The sequence below is a fragment of the Methanolobus sp. ZRKC5 genome, assembly GCF_038446525.1.
Lineage (GTDB): Archaea > Halobacteriota > Methanosarcinia > Methanosarcinales > Methanosarcinaceae > Methanolobus.
This window is the reverse complement of record NZ_CP151792.1, coordinates 2955895-2978919: the sequence shown is the minus strand read 5'-3', so window position 1 is coordinate 2978919 and position 23025 is coordinate 2955895. Positions and strand designations below refer to the sequence as shown.

Annotated in this window: 17 protein-coding genes; 6 read left to right on the top strand and 11 right to left on the bottom strand. The window is 39.7% G+C overall.

The genetic code is table 11. The features are described 5' to 3' along the window. Positions 1 to 71: 71 nt before the first annotated feature. The 6 genes from WN948_RS14385 to WN948_RS14360 all read right to left on the bottom strand — a co-directional run bounded on the left by WN948_RS14385 (position 72) and on the right by WN948_RS14360 (position 5670). On the bottom strand, positions 72 to 464 hold the full coding sequence (locus WN948_RS14385) for a thioredoxin domain-containing protein (RefSeq protein ID WP_342304861.1): 393 nt from the start codon (positions 462 to 464) through the stop codon (positions 72 to 74). 112 nt (positions 465 to 576) lie between these two features. After that, a complete protein-coding gene (locus tag WN948_RS14380) occupies positions 577 to 1998 on the bottom strand; it encodes a 2-oxoacid:acceptor oxidoreductase family protein (RefSeq protein WP_342304860.1) in 1422 nt (473 codons plus the stop codon). A 2-nt stretch (positions 1999 to 2000) separates the two neighbouring features. Continuing rightward, positions 2001 to 3062, bottom strand: coding sequence for a 3-methyl-2-oxobutanoate dehydrogenase subunit VorB (locus WN948_RS14375; protein WP_342304859.1), 1062 nt, complete (start codon positions 3060 to 3062; stop codon positions 2001 to 2003). 20 nt (positions 3063 to 3082) lie between these two features. Beyond that, positions 3083 to 3313 carry a ferredoxin family protein gene (locus WN948_RS14370; RefSeq protein WP_342304858.1) on the bottom strand — a complete coding sequence of 77 codons (231 nt, stop codon included), beginning with the start codon at positions 3311 to 3313 and terminating at the stop codon, positions 3083 to 3085. Positions 3314 to 3429: 116 nt separating this feature from the next. Beyond that, a complete protein-coding gene (locus WN948_RS14365) occupies positions 3430 to 5106 on the bottom strand; it encodes an AMP-binding protein (protein ID WP_342304857.1) in 1677 nt (558 codons plus the stop codon). A 9-nt stretch (positions 5107 to 5115) separates the two neighbouring features. Then, on the bottom strand, positions 5116 to 5670 hold the full coding sequence (locus WN948_RS14360; protein WP_342304856.1) for an XRE family transcriptional regulator: 555 nt from the start codon (positions 5668 to 5670) through the stop codon (positions 5116 to 5118). A gap of 335 nt (positions 5671 to 6005) precedes the next feature. Between WN948_RS14360 and WN948_RS14355 the strand changes: the two genes are divergently transcribed. Then, positions 6006 to 7406, top strand: a complete 1401-nt coding sequence (locus WN948_RS14355; protein ID WP_342304854.1) for a TIGR00297 family protein — start codon at positions 6006 to 6008, stop codon at positions 7404 to 7406. A gap of 114 nt (positions 7407 to 7520) precedes the next feature. Here the strand turns inward: WN948_RS14355 and WN948_RS14350 are convergent, their stop codons facing one another. Continuing rightward, positions 7521 to 8753, bottom strand: coding sequence for an NADP-dependent malic enzyme (locus WN948_RS14350; protein WP_342304852.1), 1233 nt, complete (start codon positions 8751 to 8753; stop codon positions 7521 to 7523). Positions 8754 to 8851: 98 nt separating this feature from the next. Here WN948_RS14350 and WN948_RS14345 point away from each other — a divergent pair, with 98 nt between their 5' ends. Continuing rightward, entirely contained in the window at positions 8852 to 9253 is a 402-nt protein-coding gene (locus WN948_RS14345; RefSeq protein ID WP_342304851.1) for a Mov34/MPN/PAD-1 family protein, read from the top strand. A gap of 223 nt (positions 9254 to 9476) precedes the next feature. Further along, positions 9477 to 9917, top strand: coding sequence for a pyridoxamine 5'-phosphate oxidase family protein (locus tag WN948_RS14340; protein WP_342304850.1), 441 nt, complete (start codon positions 9477 to 9479; stop codon positions 9915 to 9917). 326 nt (positions 9918 to 10243) lie between these two features. Here WN948_RS14340 and WN948_RS14335 read toward each other — a convergent pair whose 3' ends face one another. Further along, positions 10244 to 12634, bottom strand: a complete 2391-nt coding sequence (locus tag WN948_RS14335; protein ID WP_342304849.1) for a PKD domain-containing protein — start codon at positions 12632 to 12634, stop codon at positions 10244 to 10246. Positions 12635 to 13128: 494 nt separating this feature from the next. On the opposite strand from WN948_RS14335, the gene WN948_RS14330 reads away from it, so the two are divergent. Then, entirely contained in the window at positions 13129 to 14583 is a 1455-nt protein-coding gene (locus tag WN948_RS14330) for an IS66 family transposase (protein ID WP_342306499.1), read from the top strand. Positions 14584 to 15067: 484 nt separating this feature from the next. Further along, complete coding sequence (locus WN948_RS14325; protein WP_342304848.1) at positions 15068 to 15586, top strand: PaaI family thioesterase; 519 nt, start codon at positions 15068 to 15070, stop codon at positions 15584 to 15586. A gap of 96 nt (positions 15587 to 15682) precedes the next feature. Here the strand turns inward: WN948_RS14325 and WN948_RS14320 are convergent, their stop codons facing one another. Beyond that, on the bottom strand, positions 15683 to 16984 hold the full coding sequence (locus WN948_RS14320) for a phenylacetate--CoA ligase (RefSeq protein ID WP_342306498.1): 1302 nt from the start codon (positions 16982 to 16984) through the stop codon (positions 15683 to 15685). 453 nt (positions 16985 to 17437) lie between these two features. Between WN948_RS14320 and WN948_RS14315 the strand changes: the two genes are divergently transcribed. Then, positions 17438 to 17635, top strand: coding sequence for a hypothetical protein (locus WN948_RS14315; RefSeq protein ID WP_342304847.1), 198 nt, complete (start codon positions 17438 to 17440; stop codon positions 17633 to 17635). Positions 17636 to 19045: 1410 nt separating this feature from the next. On the opposite strand, the gene WN948_RS14310 is transcribed toward WN948_RS14315, so the two are convergent. Together WN948_RS14310 and WN948_RS14305 are read right to left on the bottom strand one after the other, a co-directional pair. Further along, on the bottom strand, positions 19046 to 22522 hold the full coding sequence (locus tag WN948_RS14310; protein WP_342304846.1) for a PAS domain S-box protein: 3477 nt from the start codon (positions 22520 to 22522) through the stop codon (positions 19046 to 19048). Positions 22523 to 22646: 124 nt separating this feature from the next. Beyond that, positions 22647 to 22796, bottom strand: coding sequence for a hypothetical protein (locus WN948_RS14305; RefSeq protein ID WP_342304845.1), 150 nt, complete (start codon positions 22794 to 22796; stop codon positions 22647 to 22649). Between the last annotated feature and the right edge of the window lie 229 nt (positions 22797 to 23025).

The following is a 23025-nucleotide window of genomic DNA, read 5'->3' as shown; positions in this document are numbered from 1 at the left end:
GTTTTTTGCATCATTAAAACAGTCAGGCTGAATAGTTACGAAAGAATAAAAAATAGCAAAAAAGATGAAGTTCACTCATATGGTGAAATTTCATCTGCCAGGGGAGAGGTGTGCAAGACACATTCATCGCCATGATTTACAAGTTCTTCAATGGATTTTCTTAGTATGGAAGGATAGACCAGACCAACTTCTTCTTTAATAGCACGTCCCTTGCAGAAGAACTTAAAAGTTGGAGTTCCTCTTATACCATATTTCCTTGCAGTCATAGGGCTCTCAAGTCCGTTCATCCTGACAAAAGTACATGAATCATGGAATTCACTTGAATATTCCCTGAAATAAGGTTCTATTTCCTTGCAATGAACACAGGTAGGAAGATAGAACATAACTACCATGGGCTTCTCCTGATTTCCAATTAATTCATCCCAGTTAGAATCATTAACTTCGATCACATTATTTTCAGTCATTTTTACCGCTCCCATATTAAATAAAAACGTACAAATATTAAAATGTATCTTCAAAAAAAGAAATGTAACAGGCATAAAAGCCTGCATCGATTAATTTTGGTAAATATCTGTATCAGATATTCTCTTTTGTCCAGGCTGCTGCTGCATCCAGAACAGCATGATTGAGCGGAATGAGTTTTGGTTTCTTGGAGAAAGTTTCAGCCAGAGCAGCTTTGAAATTGTCCTCACCAAGACCTGTTATTCCAAGAGCCATGATAACTCCGAGCATGACCGTATTTGCAGCTTTCTCTGAACCGGCATCACCTGCGATCTTAATTGCCGGTACAGCCACACCAGTGACACCTTCGGGGATATCACATTCGCCTATGGTCGAGTCGTAGAGTATGTAACCACCTTCTTTGACATCAACAGCGAATTTTTCCAGCGAAGGACGGTTCATTGCAACAAGAACATCAGGAGTGTAGACCACAGGAGAACCAATAGATTCACCTGAAACAACCACTGAACAGTTGGATGTGCCACCTCTTTGTTCAGGACCGTATGACGGATACCATGAAACGAAACGCTGCCCATCACAACCTGCGTGTGCAAGGGTCAATCCCATACTAAGTACACCCTGACCTCCAAATCCTGCTGCCTTTATCTGGACTTCCGGGAGCGAAGGATTCAGGATTGCATCAGCAGATGACTCAGTCTCAAGATTGAAGAGGGCATCAATTGCCTCTTTATCAAAAACACTATTTTCCCTGAGAAGTGGTTCCGTCTCAGCTGACAGGTCCCTTAAATTGCCCAATGGGAACTCCTGTTCCATTTGCTCGTTCACAAACTTAGTGCTCTGTTCAGAGTTCTGCCTCAGATTTGTAGGACAATTTGAAAGTATCTCAACAAATGCATATCCTTTGCCATCACGCTGTATCTCAAGAGCTTTGCGGATAGCCTTGCGTGCCTTGCGGATATGGGATATATCTGAGATCGAGACCCTTTCAATAAATACAGGGGCTTTCAGATTGTCGAGAAGCTCACACATGTGCAGAGGATAACCTGCAAACCGTGGGTCTCTTCCATCAGGACAGGTAACGGTCTTCTCCCCAATAAGAGTGGTTGGTGCCATCTGACCTCCCGTCATACCATAAACCGTGTTATTGACAAAGAATACTGCTATCTTCTCACCACGGTTAGCTGCCTGCAGAGTCTCATTCAAACCTATAGATGCAAGGTCACCATCACCCTGGTAAGCGACAACCACCGCATTATCCTGCGCTCTTGAAACACCGGTTCCAACAGCTGGTGCACGACCATGAGCTACCTGGAGATTTCCACAATCAAAGTAATAATAAGCGAAAACAGCACAGCCTACAGGACTTATCATGACACTGCGGTCCTGTATCTCCAGATCGAACATTGCTTCACCAATGAGCTTGTGAATAATACCGTGACCACATCCTGGACAATAGTGAGTTGCAGTCGGTGCTGCACCACCCTTACGGGAGAATTCAGGATACAAACCTGCGCTTTTGATAACTTTTTCTGCCATCTTTATTCCTCCTTTGCAGCTATTTTCCTGATACTTTCCAGCACCTGGTCCATTGTTATCAGGTTTCCACCCATGCGATATACAAGTTCTGTGGGTCTGCTGCACTCAATAGCAAGTTTGATATCCTCAAGCATTTGTCCGTTACTCATTTCAACGGAGACAAATGTGCATTCCCTTGAATCTGCAATTTCCTTTAATTCTTTTTCAGGGAACGGGAAGAGTGTCTTTGGTCTGAAAAGACCGACTTTGATACCTTCCTTTCTTGCCAGGTCGACTGCTGACCTGCATATACGACTGCTGATTCCATAGGAAACAAGGATTATGGATGCATCCGTTGCCATGTAATCTTCGAAATCGGCCTCTTGTTCTTTTATGGTGTCGTATTTCTCCTGGATCTCATAGTTGAACTCTTCCAACTGGTTGAAATCAAGGAATATAGATGTAACAAGATTCTCTTTGGTATCAGCTGTTCCGCTTACAGCCCATGATGTGTCAATTTCCGATCTGACAGAAACCTCCGGGAACTGCAGGGACTCAACCATCTGGCCAAGTACTCCGTCAGCCAGCACATAGACAGGGGTACGGTACTTGAAAGCAAGTTCAAAGCCTTTGATGACCATGTCGCACATTTCCTGTACGGAGTTGGGAGCCAATACTATACTCTTGTAATTACCGTGTCCGCCGCCCTTTACAACCTGACTGTAATCACCCTGTTCAGGACCTATATTACCAAGCCCTGGACCTGCTCTCATAATATCAACTATGACACAGGGAAGTTCAGCACCAGCAAGATAGGAAACTCCTTCCTGCTTCAGACTTATACCTGGACCTGAAGATGCGGTCATGACCCTGTGACCGGTGGATGCTGCACCATAGACCATATTAATGGCAGCCTCTTCTGATTCAGCCTGTACGAATTTCCTTCCCATCATGGGGAAATATTTTGAAGCCTCCTGCAATATCTCACTTGCAGGGGTAATAGGATAACCAAAATAACAGTCACAGCCAGCGTATAATGCGCCAATGACAGCTGCTGTGTTACCTTTTACTAATTGTGTTGCCATGTATTCTCACCTTTAGCTCATTAATCTTTAAGCGGAATGTGTATCTCTATAGCAAGCGGCTCAGGACAGGTATAGTAGCAATTGGCACAACCTGTACAGCCCTCACCTGCATACTCTACATAGTAGTATCCCCTCTCGTTGAGCTTCTCACTCATTTTCAGGACACTTTTAGGACATGCAACAATACAACGTCCGCAGGCTTTACACTCAATGATATTAATAACCGGGTAAGGTTCTTTCTTGCCTGACATAATACAATTCCTCATTTTAATCTATAAAAATAATATCCCGGAACCGGGAATAATCCATAGACACAATAAACATCTATTTACTTTATGGTCCGGGATGTTTAGCATAACCGGAAAAGTTACTTATCACTTTCCTTGTCGTGGTCGCGTATTTCTACACGTCTTATCTTTCCGCTGATGGTCTTTGGAAGTTCAGGTACGAACTCGACCACACGTGGGTACTTATAAGGTGCAGTGACCTTCTTTACATGATTCTGAAGCTCTTTTTTCAGTTCATCGCCTGCAGTGTAATCCTTTGTAAGAACAATAGTTGCTTTGATGACCTGCCCCCTTACAGGATCAGGCACACCTGTGATGGCACACTCAAGAACAGCAGGGTGTTCTATAAGAGCACTCTCTACTTCAAAAGGACCTACACGGTAACCGGATGTCTTAATGATATCATCGGCTCTGCCAACAAACCAATAGTAACCATCTTCGTCCTTCCATGCCATATCACCTGTGTGGTAATATCCATCATGCCAGACCCTGGAAGTCATTTGCTCATCAGAGCGGTATCCAGCGAATATGCCAGGTGGGTTTCCGAAACTTGTGTCGATGACGATCTCGCCTTCCTCACCAACCTCACATGGTTTGCCTTCGCTGTTAAGGAGAATGATATCATATTCAGGAGAAGGTTTGCCCATAGAACCTGGTTTTGGTTCTAGCCATGGGTAAGTTGCAACGGAAACAACGGTTTCTGTCTGTCCGAATCCTTCCATGAGCTTCATGCCTGTTATGCGGTAGAACTGTTCATAGACTTCAGGATTCAACGGTTCTCCTGCTGTTACACAGTACTTGAGACTGCTGAAATCATAGTTACTAAGGTCTTCCCTGATTAGGAACCTGTATATGGTTGGCGGAGCGCAGAATGTAGTTACACCATACTTAATGGCGTTCTCAAGCATCCTGTCTGCACTGAATTTTTCATAATCATAGACAAAAACAGAACTGCCAGAGAGCCACTGGCCATAAATCTTACCCCATACGCATTTTGCCCAACCTGAGTCGGCAACAGTGTAGTGGAGACCTTCATCTGTGACATTCTGCCAGTATTTTGCAGTTATAATATGTGCAAGAGGATAAACAAAATTATGTTGCACCATCTTAGGGAAACCTGTTGTACCTGATGAGAAGTAATTCAGCAAAATATCATTGTTTGAAGTTGCATCCTCACCGGTTGGACGGACAAAATCCTCAGATGCCTTTTCCATTTCTGCTGTGAAATCAAGCCAGCCTTCCTTTTCAATTCCAATGACCAGACGATTTTTCAGTATGCTGCTTATCTCTTCGTAAGCCTCATCCACATAACTGAGGACACCTTCATCAGGTGCGCAGATGACAGTGTTGATAACTGCACGCTCTACCCTGTAGACGATATCCTTCCTTGTAAGCATATGTGTGGCAGGAACTGCAGTGGCACCTATTCTGTGAAGTGCAAGCAGACAGAACCAGAACTCATACCTGCTCTTTAGCATGAGCATTACGCTATCGCCTTTTTTGACGCCAAGATCATTAAGCATACTGGCAGTCTTGTTACTATAATACTCAAGATCCTTGAAAGTGAGTATCTTTTCGTTGTCGTTGTCATCGCACCAGACGAGAGCTTTTTTATCAGGCTCTTGCACAGCATAAACATCAACTACATCGTAGGCAAAGTTAAAATTATCAGGAACGTTTATTTTGAAGTTTTCCTTAAAATCTTCATAGGAATCATATTCAACACGTGAAATATATCTGTCAAGTAATGAAGTCATACTGCCTCCTCATAAAATAACAGCCAGGAATTTTGCAGGTTTTCCACCCATTGCCTGCATTCCGTGTGCATAATTGGAATCAAAAAAAATGGAATCTCCTTCTTCAAGAACTATCTCGTTATGATGAATAGTTACTTTCAGGGTACCTTCAAGGACGTAATCGAATTCCTGTCCGGGATGAAAGTTAGTTGATACAGGTGTTCCTTCCGGTTTCGGGACTACCTTGACAACAAAAGGTTCAGCTTTCTTGTGAGAAAAATTAGCAGCAATGTTCTGGTACTTGTAATCTTTACGACGCTCGGCACTGACTCCTTTGTCCTTTCGGGTTACAGAGAACACATGCATCCTTGGAACTTCACCTGTAAGCAGCACAGATAGATCAACATCGAGGTTCTGGGCAATCTCAAATAAAATGCTTGCCGGAACGTCCTCTTCTGCATTCTCATACCTGGCGTATGTTTCAACAGGCAATGTTAGCTTTTCAGCCATCTCCTCAACGGAAATATCCGAAATATCACGTAATTCCTTTACACGAGCTGCAATTTCTTTGATCTTTTCCTGCATAGAAATACCTTCACAAAATCATCATGTGGATACAATAAGAGAAATGTGTGTCAAAATGGGTTCTTTTACCCTGATTCCTCCAGATTGGTTCGTGATTTTAAGGGTTACTATTATTTTAATATATTTGTTCAAATAATGCTATGCTTAGACATGACATGGATTTATATGCTGATTTTTGAGAAAATGAAAAAAGAACAGATTTGATCTTATTGAAGGAAATATATTAATAAAATAATAAGGAATTTATCATTATCAATATATACTTTAGTGGTATCTATCATATTACTAAAACACAATCGATTAACATGGACGGCATTTGGGGATTGTTTGAAAAAATGGAGCATGAATACAGAAGGCAATTACTTCATGCTGCCTTCGGTCTTTTGATACTGCTTTTCCCATTTATCGGACCCGAGGTACTGCTGCTATTGAGTTTTTTGGTTATAATTGGAATGACTTTTCTTCCAGAAGATTCAGCAATAAACAGATACCTATACAAAAAACCACTTCCAGGCTCAAGGGAAATGCTCACTGATAGCATCAATGAGGGATTGAAAAGTGCAAAGAACCTAGCCATTGCAGTATTTATCCTGATGCTAATAAGCTCATTATTAGAATTCACATCGTATCAGCTTCCACTATATGTTATTGCAGGCGCAATAGCAATATCCACTTTTGGTACCAGTGCTGCGAATTTCATACGGCACAGAAAAAAGCTGCAATCTCTTCGCTATGATCCGAAAAATATTGATGGCCGCGAATCTCATCTGTTACCCTCAAGTATCGTACTCCTTGGTGTGGGAATAATAACAGCATACATTGCCGGAACATGGCTCATGCACTGGCATAAAATAGATGTCAACCCGAATATGCTATTTTTCCTGGTTGTCATTGGTTCTACAACAGGTGCTCTTTTTGAATCAATTCCTTCACGTATAGATAACAATCTCTCTGTTCCTCTTGGTTCTGGGATGTCGATGTGGCTGTTCAGCTCTTTCGGATACTCAGTACCACCTCAACAGATGTTCGTTGCACTTGTTTTTTCATTGGTCCTGGGTTATCTGGCCTATAGGACAAAAATAGCTGATCTTTCAGCACTTTTCAGTGCGGCCCTGCTTGGGGTGCTAATCATTGTTTTCACTGAACTCTTCTGGTTCATACTCCTGCTAACATTCTTTATTCTGGGAGGAGCTTTCACCAAATTCAAGTATAAGTACAAGGAATCAATCGGTCTTGCACAATCAAAGGGTGGAATGCGCAGTTATGAAAATGTTTTCAGTAACAGCACAGCAGCTCTTGTACTTGCCATATGCTACGGGATATATCCGCAACATGCAGACCTGATAATCTTTGCTTATCTTGGCACTGTCGCAACAGCAACAGGTGATACACTTGCAAGTGAGATTGGAACGACAGCCCAGTCACAACCAATAATGATAACCACCCTAAAACGCACGCATGCGGGAGTTGATGGTGCAGTAACAATACTTGGAGAAATAGCAGCACTCCTGGGCTCAATGGTCATAGGCTTGCTTCCGGTCCTCTTTGGAAGAGTGGATGATACGTTCCTTGCCATAACTGTTACAACTGCAGGTGGGTTTTTGGGAACGAATGTAGATAGTCTTCTTGGTGCAACTCTCCAGAAACAGGGAATACTCTCAAACAGTGGTGTCAATTTTGTAGCTACCTTTGCAGGTGCCATTATATCAGGAGCACTCTATCTTTTGCTGGTATAATAGCTGTTTTTAACAACTTACAACCATTTTTAGTGTTTTTAATGCTTTTAGTAATTCTCCTGTATAAAGGAGCATATAAGACTGCTCCAAGGGAAAAAACCAACATAATGGGTCCTAAAGAGCGTTAATCTTTGAAACGCCACTTCTAACAGCCGCTTCTGCAACAGCTGATGCTACAGTTTCCACAACTTTTTTATCAAGCGAACCGGGGATTATGTAATTCTCGCTGAGCTTATCATCTGTAACGATACCTGCAAGTGCATACACTGCCGCCAGCTCCATTTCCGGGGTTATATCACTGGCACGCGTGTCCAGAGCACCACGGAATATACCTGGAAAACCAAGACAATTGTTTATCTGGTTAGGACAATCAGATCGACCCGTTGCAATGACTCTGGCACCTGCTTCTTTTGCAATGTTCGGCATTATCTCAGGAACAGGATTGGCCATTGCAAAAACAATTGCATCCGATGCCATGGATGAAACCATTTCACTGTTTACTATCCCGGGTGCTGAAACACCGATAAAAACGTCAGCATTAACCAGCACGTTTGCAAGTGTCCCTTTTATATTTTGTTTGTTTGTCGCCATGGCAATTTCCTCTTTTTCAGGATTCATACCTTCTATGCGTCCTTTGTAAATAGATCCACGACTATCACATACAATAAGCCTTTCAGGATTGATACCAGCGTGTAGCAATTTGAAAGCTATCGCTTTTCCTGCAGCCCCGGCTCCCGATATGACCACTTTAATGTTTGGTATTTCTTTACCAATGACCCTCAAGGCATTGATCAAACCAGCAATGACCACAACTGCTGTTCCATGCTGATCATCATGGAACACGGGTATAGAAAGTTCATTACGCAATCGTTCCTCTATCTCAAAACACCGGGGAGCACTGATATCTTCCAGGTTAATACCACCAAAAGCAGGTGCTATATGTTTAACTGTGCGGATTATCTCCTCAGTATCGGTCGTGTCCAGACAAACAGGAAACGCATCGATGTCTGCAAGTTCTTTGAATATCAGAGCTTTACCCTCCATTACAGGTAAAGCAGCATACGGACCAATGTTTCCAAGACCAAGGACAGCAGAACCATCTGTAATTATTGCTACCGAGTTCTTTTTCGTGGTGTATCTATAAACGTTATCTACGTTTTCTGCTATTTTTTTGCATGGTTCGGCAACTCCGGGAGTATAGGCAAGACTGAGATCCTCCATATTATTGAGAGGAACCTTGCCACTAATACCAATAACTCCACCTGCATTTTCATGTATTTCCAAAGACCGCTCCCCCAGACTATTGTCACCTTCCTTGCACGTGAAAAACTTAAAATGTTCATCCATTTTTATTACTTCCCAAACAGTACATAAATTCGTTTTAATATTCTGAATTATAGATGTCTTCAAAAAAGTTATATGTTCCCATATCCTAGGAATATAGAATGAGTACAGAAATAAAGGGCATTGCAAAAGAAACACTAAACTTCGCACTTGAGGTCAGCAAATCCACATACCCGAATGAATTTGCAGGTCTCTTGCAGGTAAAGGATGGTATCATAACCGATATTTTATTTCTCCCTGGTACTGAATCAAGTGAGATCAACGCAGTTCTCAAGCTTTTTATGATGCCAAATATCTCAGCAGTCGGCTCGGTACACAGCCACCCAAGCTCTGTAATCAGACCTTCAAAGGCAGACCTGAGACTTTTCAGCAAAACCGGCAACCACCATATTATAGTTGGTCATCCATTTGGCCCTGAAAACTGGAAATGCTTTAATGGGAGCGGTGAAGAGATCATACTGGATGTATTGGATGTCGAGATAGAAGATGATGAAATTCTTTGATATGGATTCTTACAGATCATTCTTAAAACTGTCCTGCCATCCTCTTTATAATTTCTATGCCAAGCAATAATTATAAGATTCCTCAGTTGAGTTGTTATGCCAAAATAAAATCCAAAGTAGGTTTTCTAAAGAGCAAAAATGTTAGTGAATGTCAATAACTAACAACATCTTTTTAACTTACAGACCAACTCATATTTAATGCAAATATATGGAGTGTGAGAAATTGTCAGATGAAATCAAACAGAAAATAATTGATTACTTAGCTAGCCATAATTGGCTGAACCTTGGAACTGTGGATAAAAATGGAAATCCGATAGTTCATACCATGATGTATGTGTCTGATGGTGCAGTGGTTTATTTTGGGACCGGAAAGGACACGCGTAAAGCTGTTAATATGCTTAACAACAGTAATGTGGCCTACACAGTAGATGATGATGAATTGCAGTTAATGGAAATTACAGGCATCCAGATGGAAGGAAAGGCATCTATTGTTACTGATGAAGCAGAAGCGGGAAAAGCATTCCAGTTAATGCTCGAAAAGTTCCCCTTTGTTGCCGACATGCCTGTGGCTAATGATGAGATACTGGTTAAAGTGGAACCGGCAACAGCTTACTACCTGGACTACACCAAAGGACTTGGTTACAGGGATATGGTTAGCTATTAAAAGTTCTATTATTGTATGAGCATCACAACGAGTTGAGCCAATACTCATTCTTTTTTCAACTCAATGAAAGACCGGAATTATCAAAAATAAAATGTAACTATTCAGCCTGATAAAAACGCTATCAATAACAATCTTGACAAAAAGTTGAAACGTAAATTTCATTAGGATCATTTATTTTGATTGTTGCTATTGATTGATTTTTTGATTGTTAGATTGTTAGTGAGCAGACATCTCTATTTCGATGAAATCAGTACCAATAGGCAAATCGTGCCAGGCTGAATAGTTACAATAAAATAAAAAATGATGACAGGACACGTATCCTGTCATTACTCATTCTTTCTGAATAAAAGGAATGCAAGAGTTACAAAGACCAATGACAACATTCCTGTAAACCCAGGTGTGTCTTTTGGTTCTTCAATGTCTGGCTCACTCAATTCTTCCTCTTCAGAGATAATCGATTCTGGTTCACTTTCAACAACCTCAGCACCTACGCTATCACCTATGACAGAGAATATGGAAAATCCAGGTGTCTGAGCATCGAAATAAAGGAATTCACCATCATCACTGATCTTATTACTTGGAAGATCTTCCCACTGCTCACCATGGAAACGCGTCATGCGGATTGTTTCAGTATCAATGCTGTTCTCGTTAATCCATTCCCAGCTAACCTTGAAACGAATCATTATGTTGTCAGCATTATGTTCCGAAATAGTTCCCTCACTTCCAACATCGATACTCATTACTGAATAAGAATTGCCGGCTGGAGCAGGAATATCAGAAGGTTCACCTTTGAGAACCTGAACTTTAGTGACAACAAGACCCTCATTGTCCTTTGCATCAAAGCTGATTCCAAGAACAGGATCATCCCCCTCAGACAAGTCAAAATCTACAGCTGTACCACCCATTACATGCTGAACAGATGTATCGGTGAATGTTACAGTCTCAGGTGGCTGACTTGGGCCGACAGATGCACGATAGCTGGAATCGGAGCTACTGCTTGAACTGACGGCAGTTACAGTGATGTAACCTGTCTGAATACTGGTGTTGCTGCCACCCACGTTTGTTGCATTCAGAACAACAGTATAGGTTCCTGCAGTTGTATAGGTATGTGTCGCATTCTTATCAGTCGATGTAACTCCGTCACCAAAGTTCCATGCCCATGAAGTAGGAGTATTGTTGGAGAAATCGGTAAATGAAACTGCCAGCGGTGCCGTTCCTGATGTAACATCAGCCGTAAAATTGGCAACAGGAGTTGCAGCAACGCTGATGTATGATAACTGAGTGCTGACATTGCTGCCACCAACATTTGTTGCATTCAGGCTGACATTATAGGTACCAGTAGACACATAGCTATGCGTAGGGTTCTGGGCAGTTGAAGTATTACCGTCACCGAAATCCCAGGACCATGAATTAGGAGCATTGGTAGAGAGATCGGTGAAGTTAACAGAAAATGGAATTGCGCCTGATGTGACATTAGATGTGAAGCTGGCAACAGGTGCTACGGCCGCTGTAATGTAGTTGATCTGAGTTTTAATGTTACTCCCATCAGCATTTGTTGCATTAAGGCTGACATTATACGTACCTGCAGCTACATAGGTATGTGTCGCATTCTGGTCAGTCGAAGTATTACCGTCACCGAAATCCCAAGACCATGAAATGGGTGTATTGATGGAAATATCGGTGAAATTTATAGTCAGAGGAACAGCTCCATTAGTAACATTAGATGTGAAGCTGGCAACAGGAACAGAGCTTGTTGTGAAATTCCACAGGTCTGAGTGAGCTTCTCCTCCATTATTTTGGGCTATTATATGCCAGTAGTAAGTTGTATTTGCAGATAGACTTGAAAGAGATAATGGTGATTCAGTAAATGTGGAATTAGAGTATATTGGGCTACTCAAATCAGAGTTTACTGAAACCCTGACGGTGTAATTAGTAGCATTTTCAGAACTCCAACTCAGAGTAGGACTTGTAGATGTTGTAGCACCAACAGACGGATTTGGAGCATACGGTTTTGTTGGTGGCTGGACACTACCGTTCTTGTAGAGCAAAATGTCCCAGAAATCATCTGTACTTGCTCCAGACTTAGTATAATTGACCCCATCGTCATATGCAAAAGTTATTGCATAGCCGCTTCTTATCCCGGCATCCGCATTGATGGAATGCTGTACATAATTACCAGTGCCATTCTCCTGAATACCAATGGTTGCACTCTGCCCATAAGAACGGGTAGGGGATATAAGATCATTGTAATTGAATGTGATATTCCCATCTGATACCAAATGGACTTGGAAAGTACCCATTACGAGTTCTGAGCTAAAAAATCCATAATTTGTCCATTGTACTACCAATGCATCAGTTCCATAGGGGTTACCCTTATCTCCTGATGCAATTGATTCATACAGGATATATCCATCAGATGAAATTAAATCGTCCCAGAATGGGAAAACGGCAGGACAATTATAGTTTGTTGTTGGCAGATTCATATTACCGAAAGTACTAGATTTACCAGTAAAACTGACAACACCGTTACTAGTTACGTTAAATTGTGTATGGTTTATATTGTAATATGGAAATTCAAAACTTATATTCAAGGTTTCGGAAGCTCTATCATCCACACTATCCAGAGACGACACATGTATCCCTTCAGCATAGTACGTAGCGCAGGCAGGGGATACAAATATAGCAAGAATAACAATTACAAGAATGATATATTTCATTTCATATCACCCTGCCGATACTTTTTATAGCTTCTGATGTGGTTAACTGCGATACATCTGGGTATAAAGCAACACTGAAACTGATAAGTAGCATTAATTTCTCGTGCAACTGATTAAAATGTGACACTTTTTTCAAAAAGTTCTCTCCTATACATTATGGTAAAATATTATAATCAGAAATAATGAAGCAATTTTATATATTAATATTTATATAATAGGCAAGTATATGAAACTTACGTCACCGAAACAACTGTAAAAATCATAGAAAAGATACAATCCCATAGATTGTACGAACTTATAAACTACTTTTACATCAGCGTTCAATTCATTGTAAGCAGGAAATTAAAATCAGATTCAGGAAATTATGTTTGTTTTAACGTAACTATTCAGCCTGACTGTTTTAATGATGCAAAAAACAATATACTATGGCTTCATTCTATGTGTTAAAAAATATTCAGTAAAATATCATAAAAAACGTCTATCAATCTGAGGGGATTTGTATAGACCGCGAAGAAATACTTGCAGTTTATGAAGCTGGTCCAGAAGCAGTAGTAGAACTTGTAACTCGATTACTTGGGATAATTGAACATCAATCTCTCCAAATTGCACAACTTGAAGAGCGTGTCAGGCATTTGGAAGAAATGCTTGAAAAGAATAGTCGCAACAGTAGCAAACCACCTTCTACTGATTCTTATGCACGGAATAAACCAACCGTTAAAAGTCAAAGAAAAAAGACCAATAAGCATGTAGGTGGTCAAAACGGTCATCCTGGTACTACATTAAGAATAAATGATGATCCGGATGAAGTTATTGTTCATCCTGTTAATCAATGCGTCAATTGTGGGAGATCGTTAGCTTCTGTTCCCTCTGACTATGAAAGAAGACAGGTCTTTGACATTCCTCCTATAACTATCAATTGCATTGAACATCGTTGCGAGATTAAAACATGTCCCAAATGTTCTCATGTAAACAAAGCTCTTTTTCCAGATGGTGTAACTCAGCCGACTCAATACGGTCATCGAGTTAAGTCATTTGCAGTTTATTTGCACACTTACCAATTACTTCCTTATCAGCGTGTTACCAAGTTGTTCTCTGATATTTTGGGATGCAAGATAAGTCCTGCTACTTTGGTGAACACGGAACGTAGTTGTTTTGAGAAGCTTGGAGCTTTTGAAAATACAGTGAAACATCTCCTGAAAGAATCTCCTGTCATCAATCTGGATGAAACAGGAATGAGAATAAATGCAGTTCGTAATTGGCTTCATGTGGCAGGTACAGACAAACTGACCTATTATTTTGCACATCGTAAAGGGGGCTCAGAAGCAATGGATGCTATGGGCATATTACCAGGTTACACTGGTGTTGCAACACATGATTTTTGGAAACCGTACAACAAATATGAATGTCAACATTCATTATGTAATGCACATTTATTACGAGAGTTAACTGGAGCTTCCGAAAACAGTGATCAACAGTGGCCAAAGATAATGAGTGATCTCTTGATATGCATTAAACATCATGTTGATAATGATCTTTTAGATACTGAGCTAATTCAAAGGTTCAGTGAGGATTATGATCACATAACTTGTTTAGGAGTGAATGAAAATCCTCCTGATCCGGAATCAAATGTGCGGTCTAAAAAACGAGGACGTAAGAAGCAGACCACGGTAAAGAATTTGCTGGATAGGTTTATTGGCCATAAAGAGGATATCTTGCGATTTATGTACGACCAAAACGTTCCGTTTGATAACAATCAGGCTGAAAGAGATATCAGAATGACGAAAGTACAGCAGAAGATATCAGGTACTTTCCGCAGTGAACAGGGTGCAAAAAATTTCTGCCGTATAAGAGGATACGTGTCTACTGTTAATAAGAATTCTGAATCTGTTATCGATGCAATTAGTGCAATATTTTATGGCAATTCATTTGTTCCAAAGTTGCAGAATTGATCGTGGATGAAGAAATCAGCTTGGTGGAAGTGAGCTAGGCTGAATAGTTACGTTTTAACTAACTCATTTTCAACATAAAGTTTCAGAACTATGCGTTTCTCTATCCATTTAGAACTTAACTATGATAAAAGATAAGAATGGATGCCAAACTTATTCCAAAAATGTTAACACATCGATATCACAATAGAACTCATCGCTCAATGAAAAGATCACAAATAGATAGAATCTACCCATTTGCTCTTTTCTACATTAAACCCCGATATAGACTTCTTTTTTGTGTGGTACAAATTAAAATCTCAGACTACACCATGGTAGCTGAGGAATGAGTAGTATGTCAGCAGTGCGATCATAAGTGAAACAAACAGTGTTCCAAAACTGTACGAATTATAGCTAACGTTGTATTCTGTCATGATTTATCATGATAGTGATTAGTTCAATTCTATATAAAGTTTTCTTTTATTTGTCATGATTAATCATTTTATTTGTGACACTACGAACAATCCATATAATTAAGGTTAACAATAAATACGTACAAGAAAAACAGAGGAGATTAGATTTTCTTCAGATGAGGGAAAATATGGAAACTCAAGAAAACATGAATGATATAAAGAGATATTTTTCGCAGGAATGCTTTGCATCAAATTCAGGCATGGATCTGACCTTTGTCTCAAAAGGATATGCAAAAGCAGAGATGAAAATTGAAAAAAAACACCTTAATATCCTGGGCAGTGTCCACGGAGGAGCTATTTTCACATTAGCAGATATGGTGTTTGCAGCAGCATCCAATTCCCACGGAAATGTAGCAGTTGCTATTAATGTAGATATAGCCTACGTAAAAGCTGCAATCAAAGGCACCCTTTTTGCTGAAGCTAAAGAAACATCAATAAACCCAAAAATATCAACGTATGTAGTAAATGTAACTGATGAAGAAGGAGACACTGTTGCCATATTCAACGGAATGGCTTACAGGAAGAAGAATAAACTTGAGATTCCTGAAGAATAAAAGTAATTTTCTAATTAATTACGGTAAGAATGATAAAAAATGATAAAAAATAATTAAAAAAGCTGGATTATCAAACCAGCTCTTTTGGTTACCTGCTCAAAGAGCGTTCCTTCTGTCTATAACCTTTTGAGATTTACCCGCAGTGCGCGGAATAGACCCCTTTTCAGCCAGTTCTACATTGGTCCTGATATTAAGCACGCTTTTCAATTCATTTTCAACGTGCTTGCGTACAGCAGCAAGATCTTTCAACTCACCTGTGAAAGCATTTTCCTCAAGTTCCACCTTTACGGTAATCTCATCAAGCATCTTTATATTCCTGTCAAGAATGACCTGGAAATGTTCTGTGATCTCAGGAATGTTGACAATGACATCTTCTATCTGCGAAGGGAATACATTTATGCCCCTGACGATAAGCATGTCGTCAGCCCTTCCAAGAAGCCTCGATATACGAGGGGTTGTACGACCGCATGAACACTCACTCTCAAGCAGCCTGGTGATGTCACCGGTCCTGTATCTAATAATTGGTAGCGCTTCCTTTGTGAGGGATGTGAGTACAAGTTCTCCTTTTTCTCCTTCTGCTACCTGCTCACCATTCTCATCAAGCACTTCGACAAAGAAATGGTCGCCCCATACGTGAAGACCGTCCTGTTCCTTACATTCAAAAGCAACTCCCGGACCCATGATTTCTGAAAGACCATAGGAATCATATGCCTTGATATTCAAAGCACTTTCAAGCTTTTTTCTGGTGTTGGAGGACCATGGCTCAGCGCCAAAACATCCAACTTTTAGGGAAAGCTTGTCCACGATGTCCATTTCCTTTGCAGTTTCTGCAAGATAAAGAGCATAAGATGGAGTACAATGTACTGCAGTGACACCGAAATCAATCATCATTTCAAGCTGCCTGCCCGTGTTGCCTGTGCCACTTGGAACTGTCATGGCACCCATTCTTTCCACACCGTAATGGAAACCAAGACCCCCTGTGAACAGTCCATAGTTCACAGCGTTCTGGAAAATATCATTATTATCAAGACCAACCATGGTGAGATTTCTTGCCATGAGGTCTGACCATGTTTCAATATCATTTTTGGTATAGCCAACAACCGTTGGTTTTCCAGTAGTACCTGAAGATGCGTGAATTCTCACAATATCTTTCCTTGGAACTGCAAAAAGCCCAAAGGGGTAATTATCCCGAAGATCTGTTTTTTTTGTAGTTGGCAACTTGCTGATATCATCCAGTGAGTTGATATCATCAGGGCTTATTCCAAGCTGCTTGAACTTCTCTTTGTAAAAAGGAACATTATTATAGACTGCAGCAACCGTTTTTTTTAAACGTTTCAGTTGTAGTTCGGCAAGTTCTTCCTTTTTCATCGTCTCGTATTTTGGCTGCCAGTAATTCATGAGAATATCTCCGCAAACACCTCTCATATGAGTACATCTTTAAGTGTTTAACCCTTTTTGTAAATACATATTTTTTCGTCAAATAAATGACGCAAATTAGACACCAAGATAGCACTATTATGAACAATGATTTTATTCATTGAGGTATGCGATAACATGACATGAATACTACATGAATATAATGGTCAGTATAGACTTATGATGCCTAAAATCATAGTTCAAATTAAAAATATTAAGGATGCTATATTTGCTTGTAGTAGTATCAATTTAGGTTTAATTGAACCGTGTCAGTGATAAAACACAAAGAGGATAGAAAACTTTGCATAAAAGCCTGTGACGAGGCACTTCAAAGATTAAAACCAATAGCTATTACAAAATTATACAATAGATTGTCTGATAATACAGGACTCGAGTCCCCAAAAAGGCGAGTTCAACACCATCAAGTAGCACAATATGTGTAAATTCTTCAATTCCACCCTTAAGAACAATGGAACACGGTATGATTATGTTGAGTATTTCATGGGACATACATTAGGTGATGTGAAAAATGCATACGATGATCTGGACCCAGAATTCCTGAAAAAGAAATATATGAAACTGTTGCCCTTCCTTTCCATTCGAAAGGAACTACCCTTCCCAAACACTTCTTAATTGTCCAAGTACCTGGGCAAAAAGATAAATATCATCCCCTTTACCCAAACACTTCCAAATAGCATAATGTCTGGGTAAAGACTTTTTTCTGAATTATTTCTTTTAGCTAAAAAATGATACTGGTGAAGGTTAATTAATAAAATCACCTTGTCCCAGACACTTCTTAATTCCCTAGTAGCTGGGCAAAAGGAAAAAATCCAATTACCTCCACCCAAACACTTCAAAATCATAAAATGAGTGGGGCAAGGGAACAATCTCACGGCAATCACTAGGACAGATTCCATCCAACTTGAACACAAAATATCTTCATCCTTCGGCATCCTGTCACAATTAATCCATAATTTCCACTACTCGCAATCGATCACACCATCACCCAGCGCATTCCAACTCCTAGCAAAAAAAGCCTCTCGTGCAAAGGTAACATATCTCTGATATCTCAGTACCAAAAAGTTCCTGAGAGATAGCACAGGAGGAAGAAAAACGAAAATTCCGACAACTTATTGTTTCACATGAAAGTGTTCGGGCAAAAGAAGAAATCCCAAAAATACTAAAAACCAAAATTATCGGGAAACTATGAGATTATAAAAAAAGGACTCTGTAGAAATCCTCTAAATTATGGGGCGAATAACTGTACACGATTACTTAGTTTGTACTTGCTAATACTGGTACAATTACTCTAATTAAGCCAAATGATACTGATTTTAATAGGGTTTCTACAGAGCCCTTATTTTAATTGCATATCAAGCAAACATTGGTGGGTAAGAAGTAAAATACTACTGAAATTAGCATTAATTTTTATAAACTGTCATGTTCAGGCTATAAACAAAAGAGGTATTTGAGAAGCTCCCCCTCTCATATATTTACCCGGACTTGATACGATTTTACCCAAAAACCATCTTTCGTCCGGTTCACACTGGCTGCATGGCCAAGGGAACACTATCATTTGCAGTTCTAAAAAAATCCTCACATACGCACCGCATTAAATGTCAGTCACATATGTTCCTTATGAATTCACAGGACTACATTAAATGAAATAATTGACTATTCCAAATATCGTCTTATAATCTCTTTTAAACTATCTACATATACAGGTTTAAATATATATTCTGAAAAACCAGAGTTCAAGTAAAACTCCTCGTCATTCTTTCCCATAATTGAAGCAGTAATTGCTATCACTGGTATGTCTGAAGTTGATGAGTTTTTTTAATCTCCGTAGTGCATCAAGACCGTCCATTCCTAGCATTTATATGTCCATAAATATAAGATCAAAGTGAAACTTTTCTGTGGTTTCTAATGCAATTAAACCGTTTTCACGTGAACTACATTATGACCTTTAGACTCAACTACGTGCATAAGTAATTTAGAAGTTAAAATATCATCATCTGCGATTAAAACATGACTTATAGTACTTCACTTTCCATCTTTAACTGGAATTTCAAATATAAAAGTACTGCCATTTCCAAGTTCACTTTCAACCCATATCTTCCCGCTATGCAGCTCTACAAGCTCCTTTACAAGGGCAAGTCCAAGTCCGGTACCTTCATATTTTCGTGAGATGGATGAATCGATCTGGATAAAGGGTTTGAAAAGCTTTTTCAGATCATTCCTAGAAATTCCGATTCCGGTATCTATTACAGAGATACGGATTATCCCGTCATCTACTTCTGTACGGATGATAATCTTACCACAATTATCTGTAAATTTTATTGCATTACCAATCAGATTGTACAATATCTGTTTAAGCTTTGATTTGTCTGCCAGTATTTTTGGCATATTCTCAGGTAACTCTATACCTACAGTTATTTTCTTCTCTGACGTAAGAGTCTGCGTCATAGTTACAATTTCATCAATAATTGTTTTTACATCTACCATATCAAAACGTAGATTCATTTTTCCCGCTTCTATTTTTGAAACGTCAAGGATATCGTTGATGAGAGTTAGCAGATGATGTCCACTGTTGGAAATATGGTGCATAAAACCTTCCTGTTGGGGTACAAGTTCACCTGCTATTCCATCAAGCATAATATCTGAAAAACCGATTATTGAATTAAGTGGCGTACGCAGTTCATGACTTATATTGGCAATGAACTCGCTCTTAGTACGACTTGCGGTTTCAGCCTCAATCTTCGCATTGAGCATGGCAGCTTCAGCTTTTATCCTATCACTTATGTCTCTTCCCACAGCCTGAATGAGATTCTTTTGTGTATGTACTACTGAAGCACTTACATCTATGTAAAAAATATCCCCATCTGATCTTAACATTCTTGTTTCGTTACGTAAAGAGCCTTTCAATCGAAGTTCGATCACTTTTTCGATCATTTCTTCTCTTTCATCTGAAACGATCAATTCAAGAATTGATTTTTGTTTTAGCTCTTCTTCAGTATACCCAAACATTTCACAAACCGTTTTGTTAACATCAACTATCTTTCCATCGAAATCATGGATTATTATGCTATCACTGGCCTGTTCGAAAAGTGATCTGTATTTTTCTTCCCTAAATTTCAATTCGTCTTCTGCTTTTTTACGCTCTGTTATGTCTTGCAGTACACCAGTTACTTTTACGAGTTTACCATCTGTAATTTTAGGACGGCCACTTGTCCTGACCCATTTATGATTTCCTTTTGCAGTGATGAATTCCAGTTCATGGTCATATGGTTCACCTTTTTCAATAGCGTTATTGATTGCATTTTCAATGATCTCCCTTGATTCGAGTGGGAAGAAGGACAAACCATTTTCAACACCGATAGCTGCATCGTTGTCGAGTTCATGAATTCTAGCGGTTTCCGGTGTCCATGTAGCCTCACCGGTTATCAGGTCTAGCTCCCATCCACCAATTTTTCCAATCCTTCCTACTTCATTCAGGAGTGCTTCACTTTCTCTTAGTTTTTCTTCAACTTCTTTACGTTCAGTGATGTCATGGTAATTCAACAGTATTCCATTGATGATTGGTTCATGCAAGAGATTAATGGCTGTGAATTCAATCCATTTGTAACTGCCATCTTTGCAACGGTACCGGGATTCTGTATTTACTGTGGTATATGGCCTACTAATAACAGTTGCGAAGACTTCCTGCGTATGGTCTAGGTCATCAGGATGTATATTTTCCCATGTTGAAACACCTACAACTTCTTCTGGCAGCCATCCGAACCATTTCTCTATATTTGGACTTTTGTACTTATTGATACCATCTTTATCAACGATTGCTATCACATCAGATATGTTAGCAATCATTGCGCTCTGCTTTTCTTCACTATCTTTAAGAGCTTTTTCTGTCTTCTTTTGTTCGGTAATGTTCCTGAACTCAACAACCCTTACCTGTTTCCCTTTATGAGGGATACTCTTTGCTTCCAGTCGGAGAGGATATACACTACCATCTTTGCGAAGTCCCATTACTTCATATGGCTTTTCATAACCCTGGAAGATATTGTCCATTACAGTGCTTCTGAATGATTCTGCAATGAGCAGCAGTCCATCCATTCCTACCATTTCTTCATATGAGTAGCCGGTTATTTCAGAAAGACCTCGGTTGCAATCAAGGATCATTCCCTTGTCGTGGATGGAAATTCCGCCGAAAGATGCGTTATGCAGTACTTTGAACCGTTCCTCGCTTTCCCTGAGTTCAATTTCAGTTTCTTTGTGTTTAGTGATATCCAATACAGTAAAAGTAACACCCTTTGTCATATCAGAACTATCTATAGGTGTTGAGGACAAAATAACATCAATAATAGTACCGTCTTTTCTTTTTAATCGAGTCTCCACTGTCCCTGTTCCTTTTTTTTTGATCTGTCTGTACTTTTCATTACCTACATAATCAAAATCTTCCTGAGTAGGATACAACATACTTGCAGGGCAACCAAGAAGCTCATCAGGAGTATAACCTACAATTGCAGACATACGTGGGTTAATATCTACAATAACACGATCAATAACAACACCGATCCCAACTGGTGCGGCTTTGAAGATACTATCCAATCGTTCTTCATTTTGTTGTATCAAGTTCTGTGCTTTTTGTTTCGATATCGCAAGAGCAATTCTGTCGGCAAGGCGTTCGAACAGAGCTATCATCTCAGCCGTGAACATTTCTTTACATGAGTCGTTCAACTGGATCAATCCCAGAGCTTCCCCCTGGCTACGAAGCGGTATCAATGCAACCGATTCATATCCTTCTCCATTGCAACGGTTGCGCGTACGTGTCAGCCTGTCCGATTCATCTGTGCTGGCCAGAAGCTCAGTGCTGGAATTAGTCCAGAAGCTTCCATGAGCAGTGAAAAAAGGCATGTCAGGGTTGAAGCGACCGTGAATGACATTCCCGCACATGCATTCAAGTATAGGGTTTCCGATCTCATCCCTGATGATGTTCCCATTGCGATATTTGGAACAAAGTGAATTCTCCAGAAGCACAAAGCTCTCAGGGAAGCCTTTTGTCTGATAGTAAGGGTAGTCTTCTCCTTCCTTTAATCTGATACCGACAGCTTCACAGCCTGACCACTTCTGCAACAGCTCGATCGTGGATGGAATGAGTTTATCCTGGTCGTTGGCATACTTTAAAAGACTGAGCAGATCAGTAGTTATCTCACGTTCGGCTTCTGCAAGTTTCTCTTTGCTGATATCTTTCAGGAAACAAATAAAACCCGAACCTGCTTTTTCCGAGTATGTCATACTGATTTTTATATCCAGTATGCTGCCATCTTTTATGCGGTGTTTTGTCTCGAAACAATCATTTCCTTTTTCCATCACTTTAAGAAGGTAGATTGTAGTCTGCCCTGAACTCTTGCTAGCTTCCAGATCAGATAATCTTTTATCAAGTAGTTCTTCGCGTGTATAACCACTGAGGGTGCAGTATGCCTTGTTCACTTCAAAGATTTTCCCATCTTTATTAAGATACAAGGTAACTATTCAGCCTGATAAAAACGCTATCAATAACAATCTTGACAAAAAGTTGAAACGTAAATTTCATTAGGATCATTTATTTTGATTGTTGCTATTGATTGCTTTTTTGATTGTTAGATTGTTAGTGAGCAGACATCTCTATTTCGATGAAATCAGTACCAATAGGCAAATCGTGCCAGGCTGAATAGTTACGATACAAGTAACCATCAATAGCATTTTCAATGATGGTTCTGTAAAGTTCCTCTTGTGTGCATACTGAATTATTTGTCATAACTTTTCATAACCCCAATAGATTTAATTATTGTGTAGCATTCTTTTGAATGACGAAATTATTACTATAACATACTAAAAATGAGGATATTTGAAAATGAATTCACTTTTATACATCCATCAGCATAATATATATATGCTCTTAAATGAAATCATGCTTATCAGTTAGCTAACTGATTTACATGCTCCATTTTAAAACAAAACATTTAACATTGCTTATGAGAAGTGAA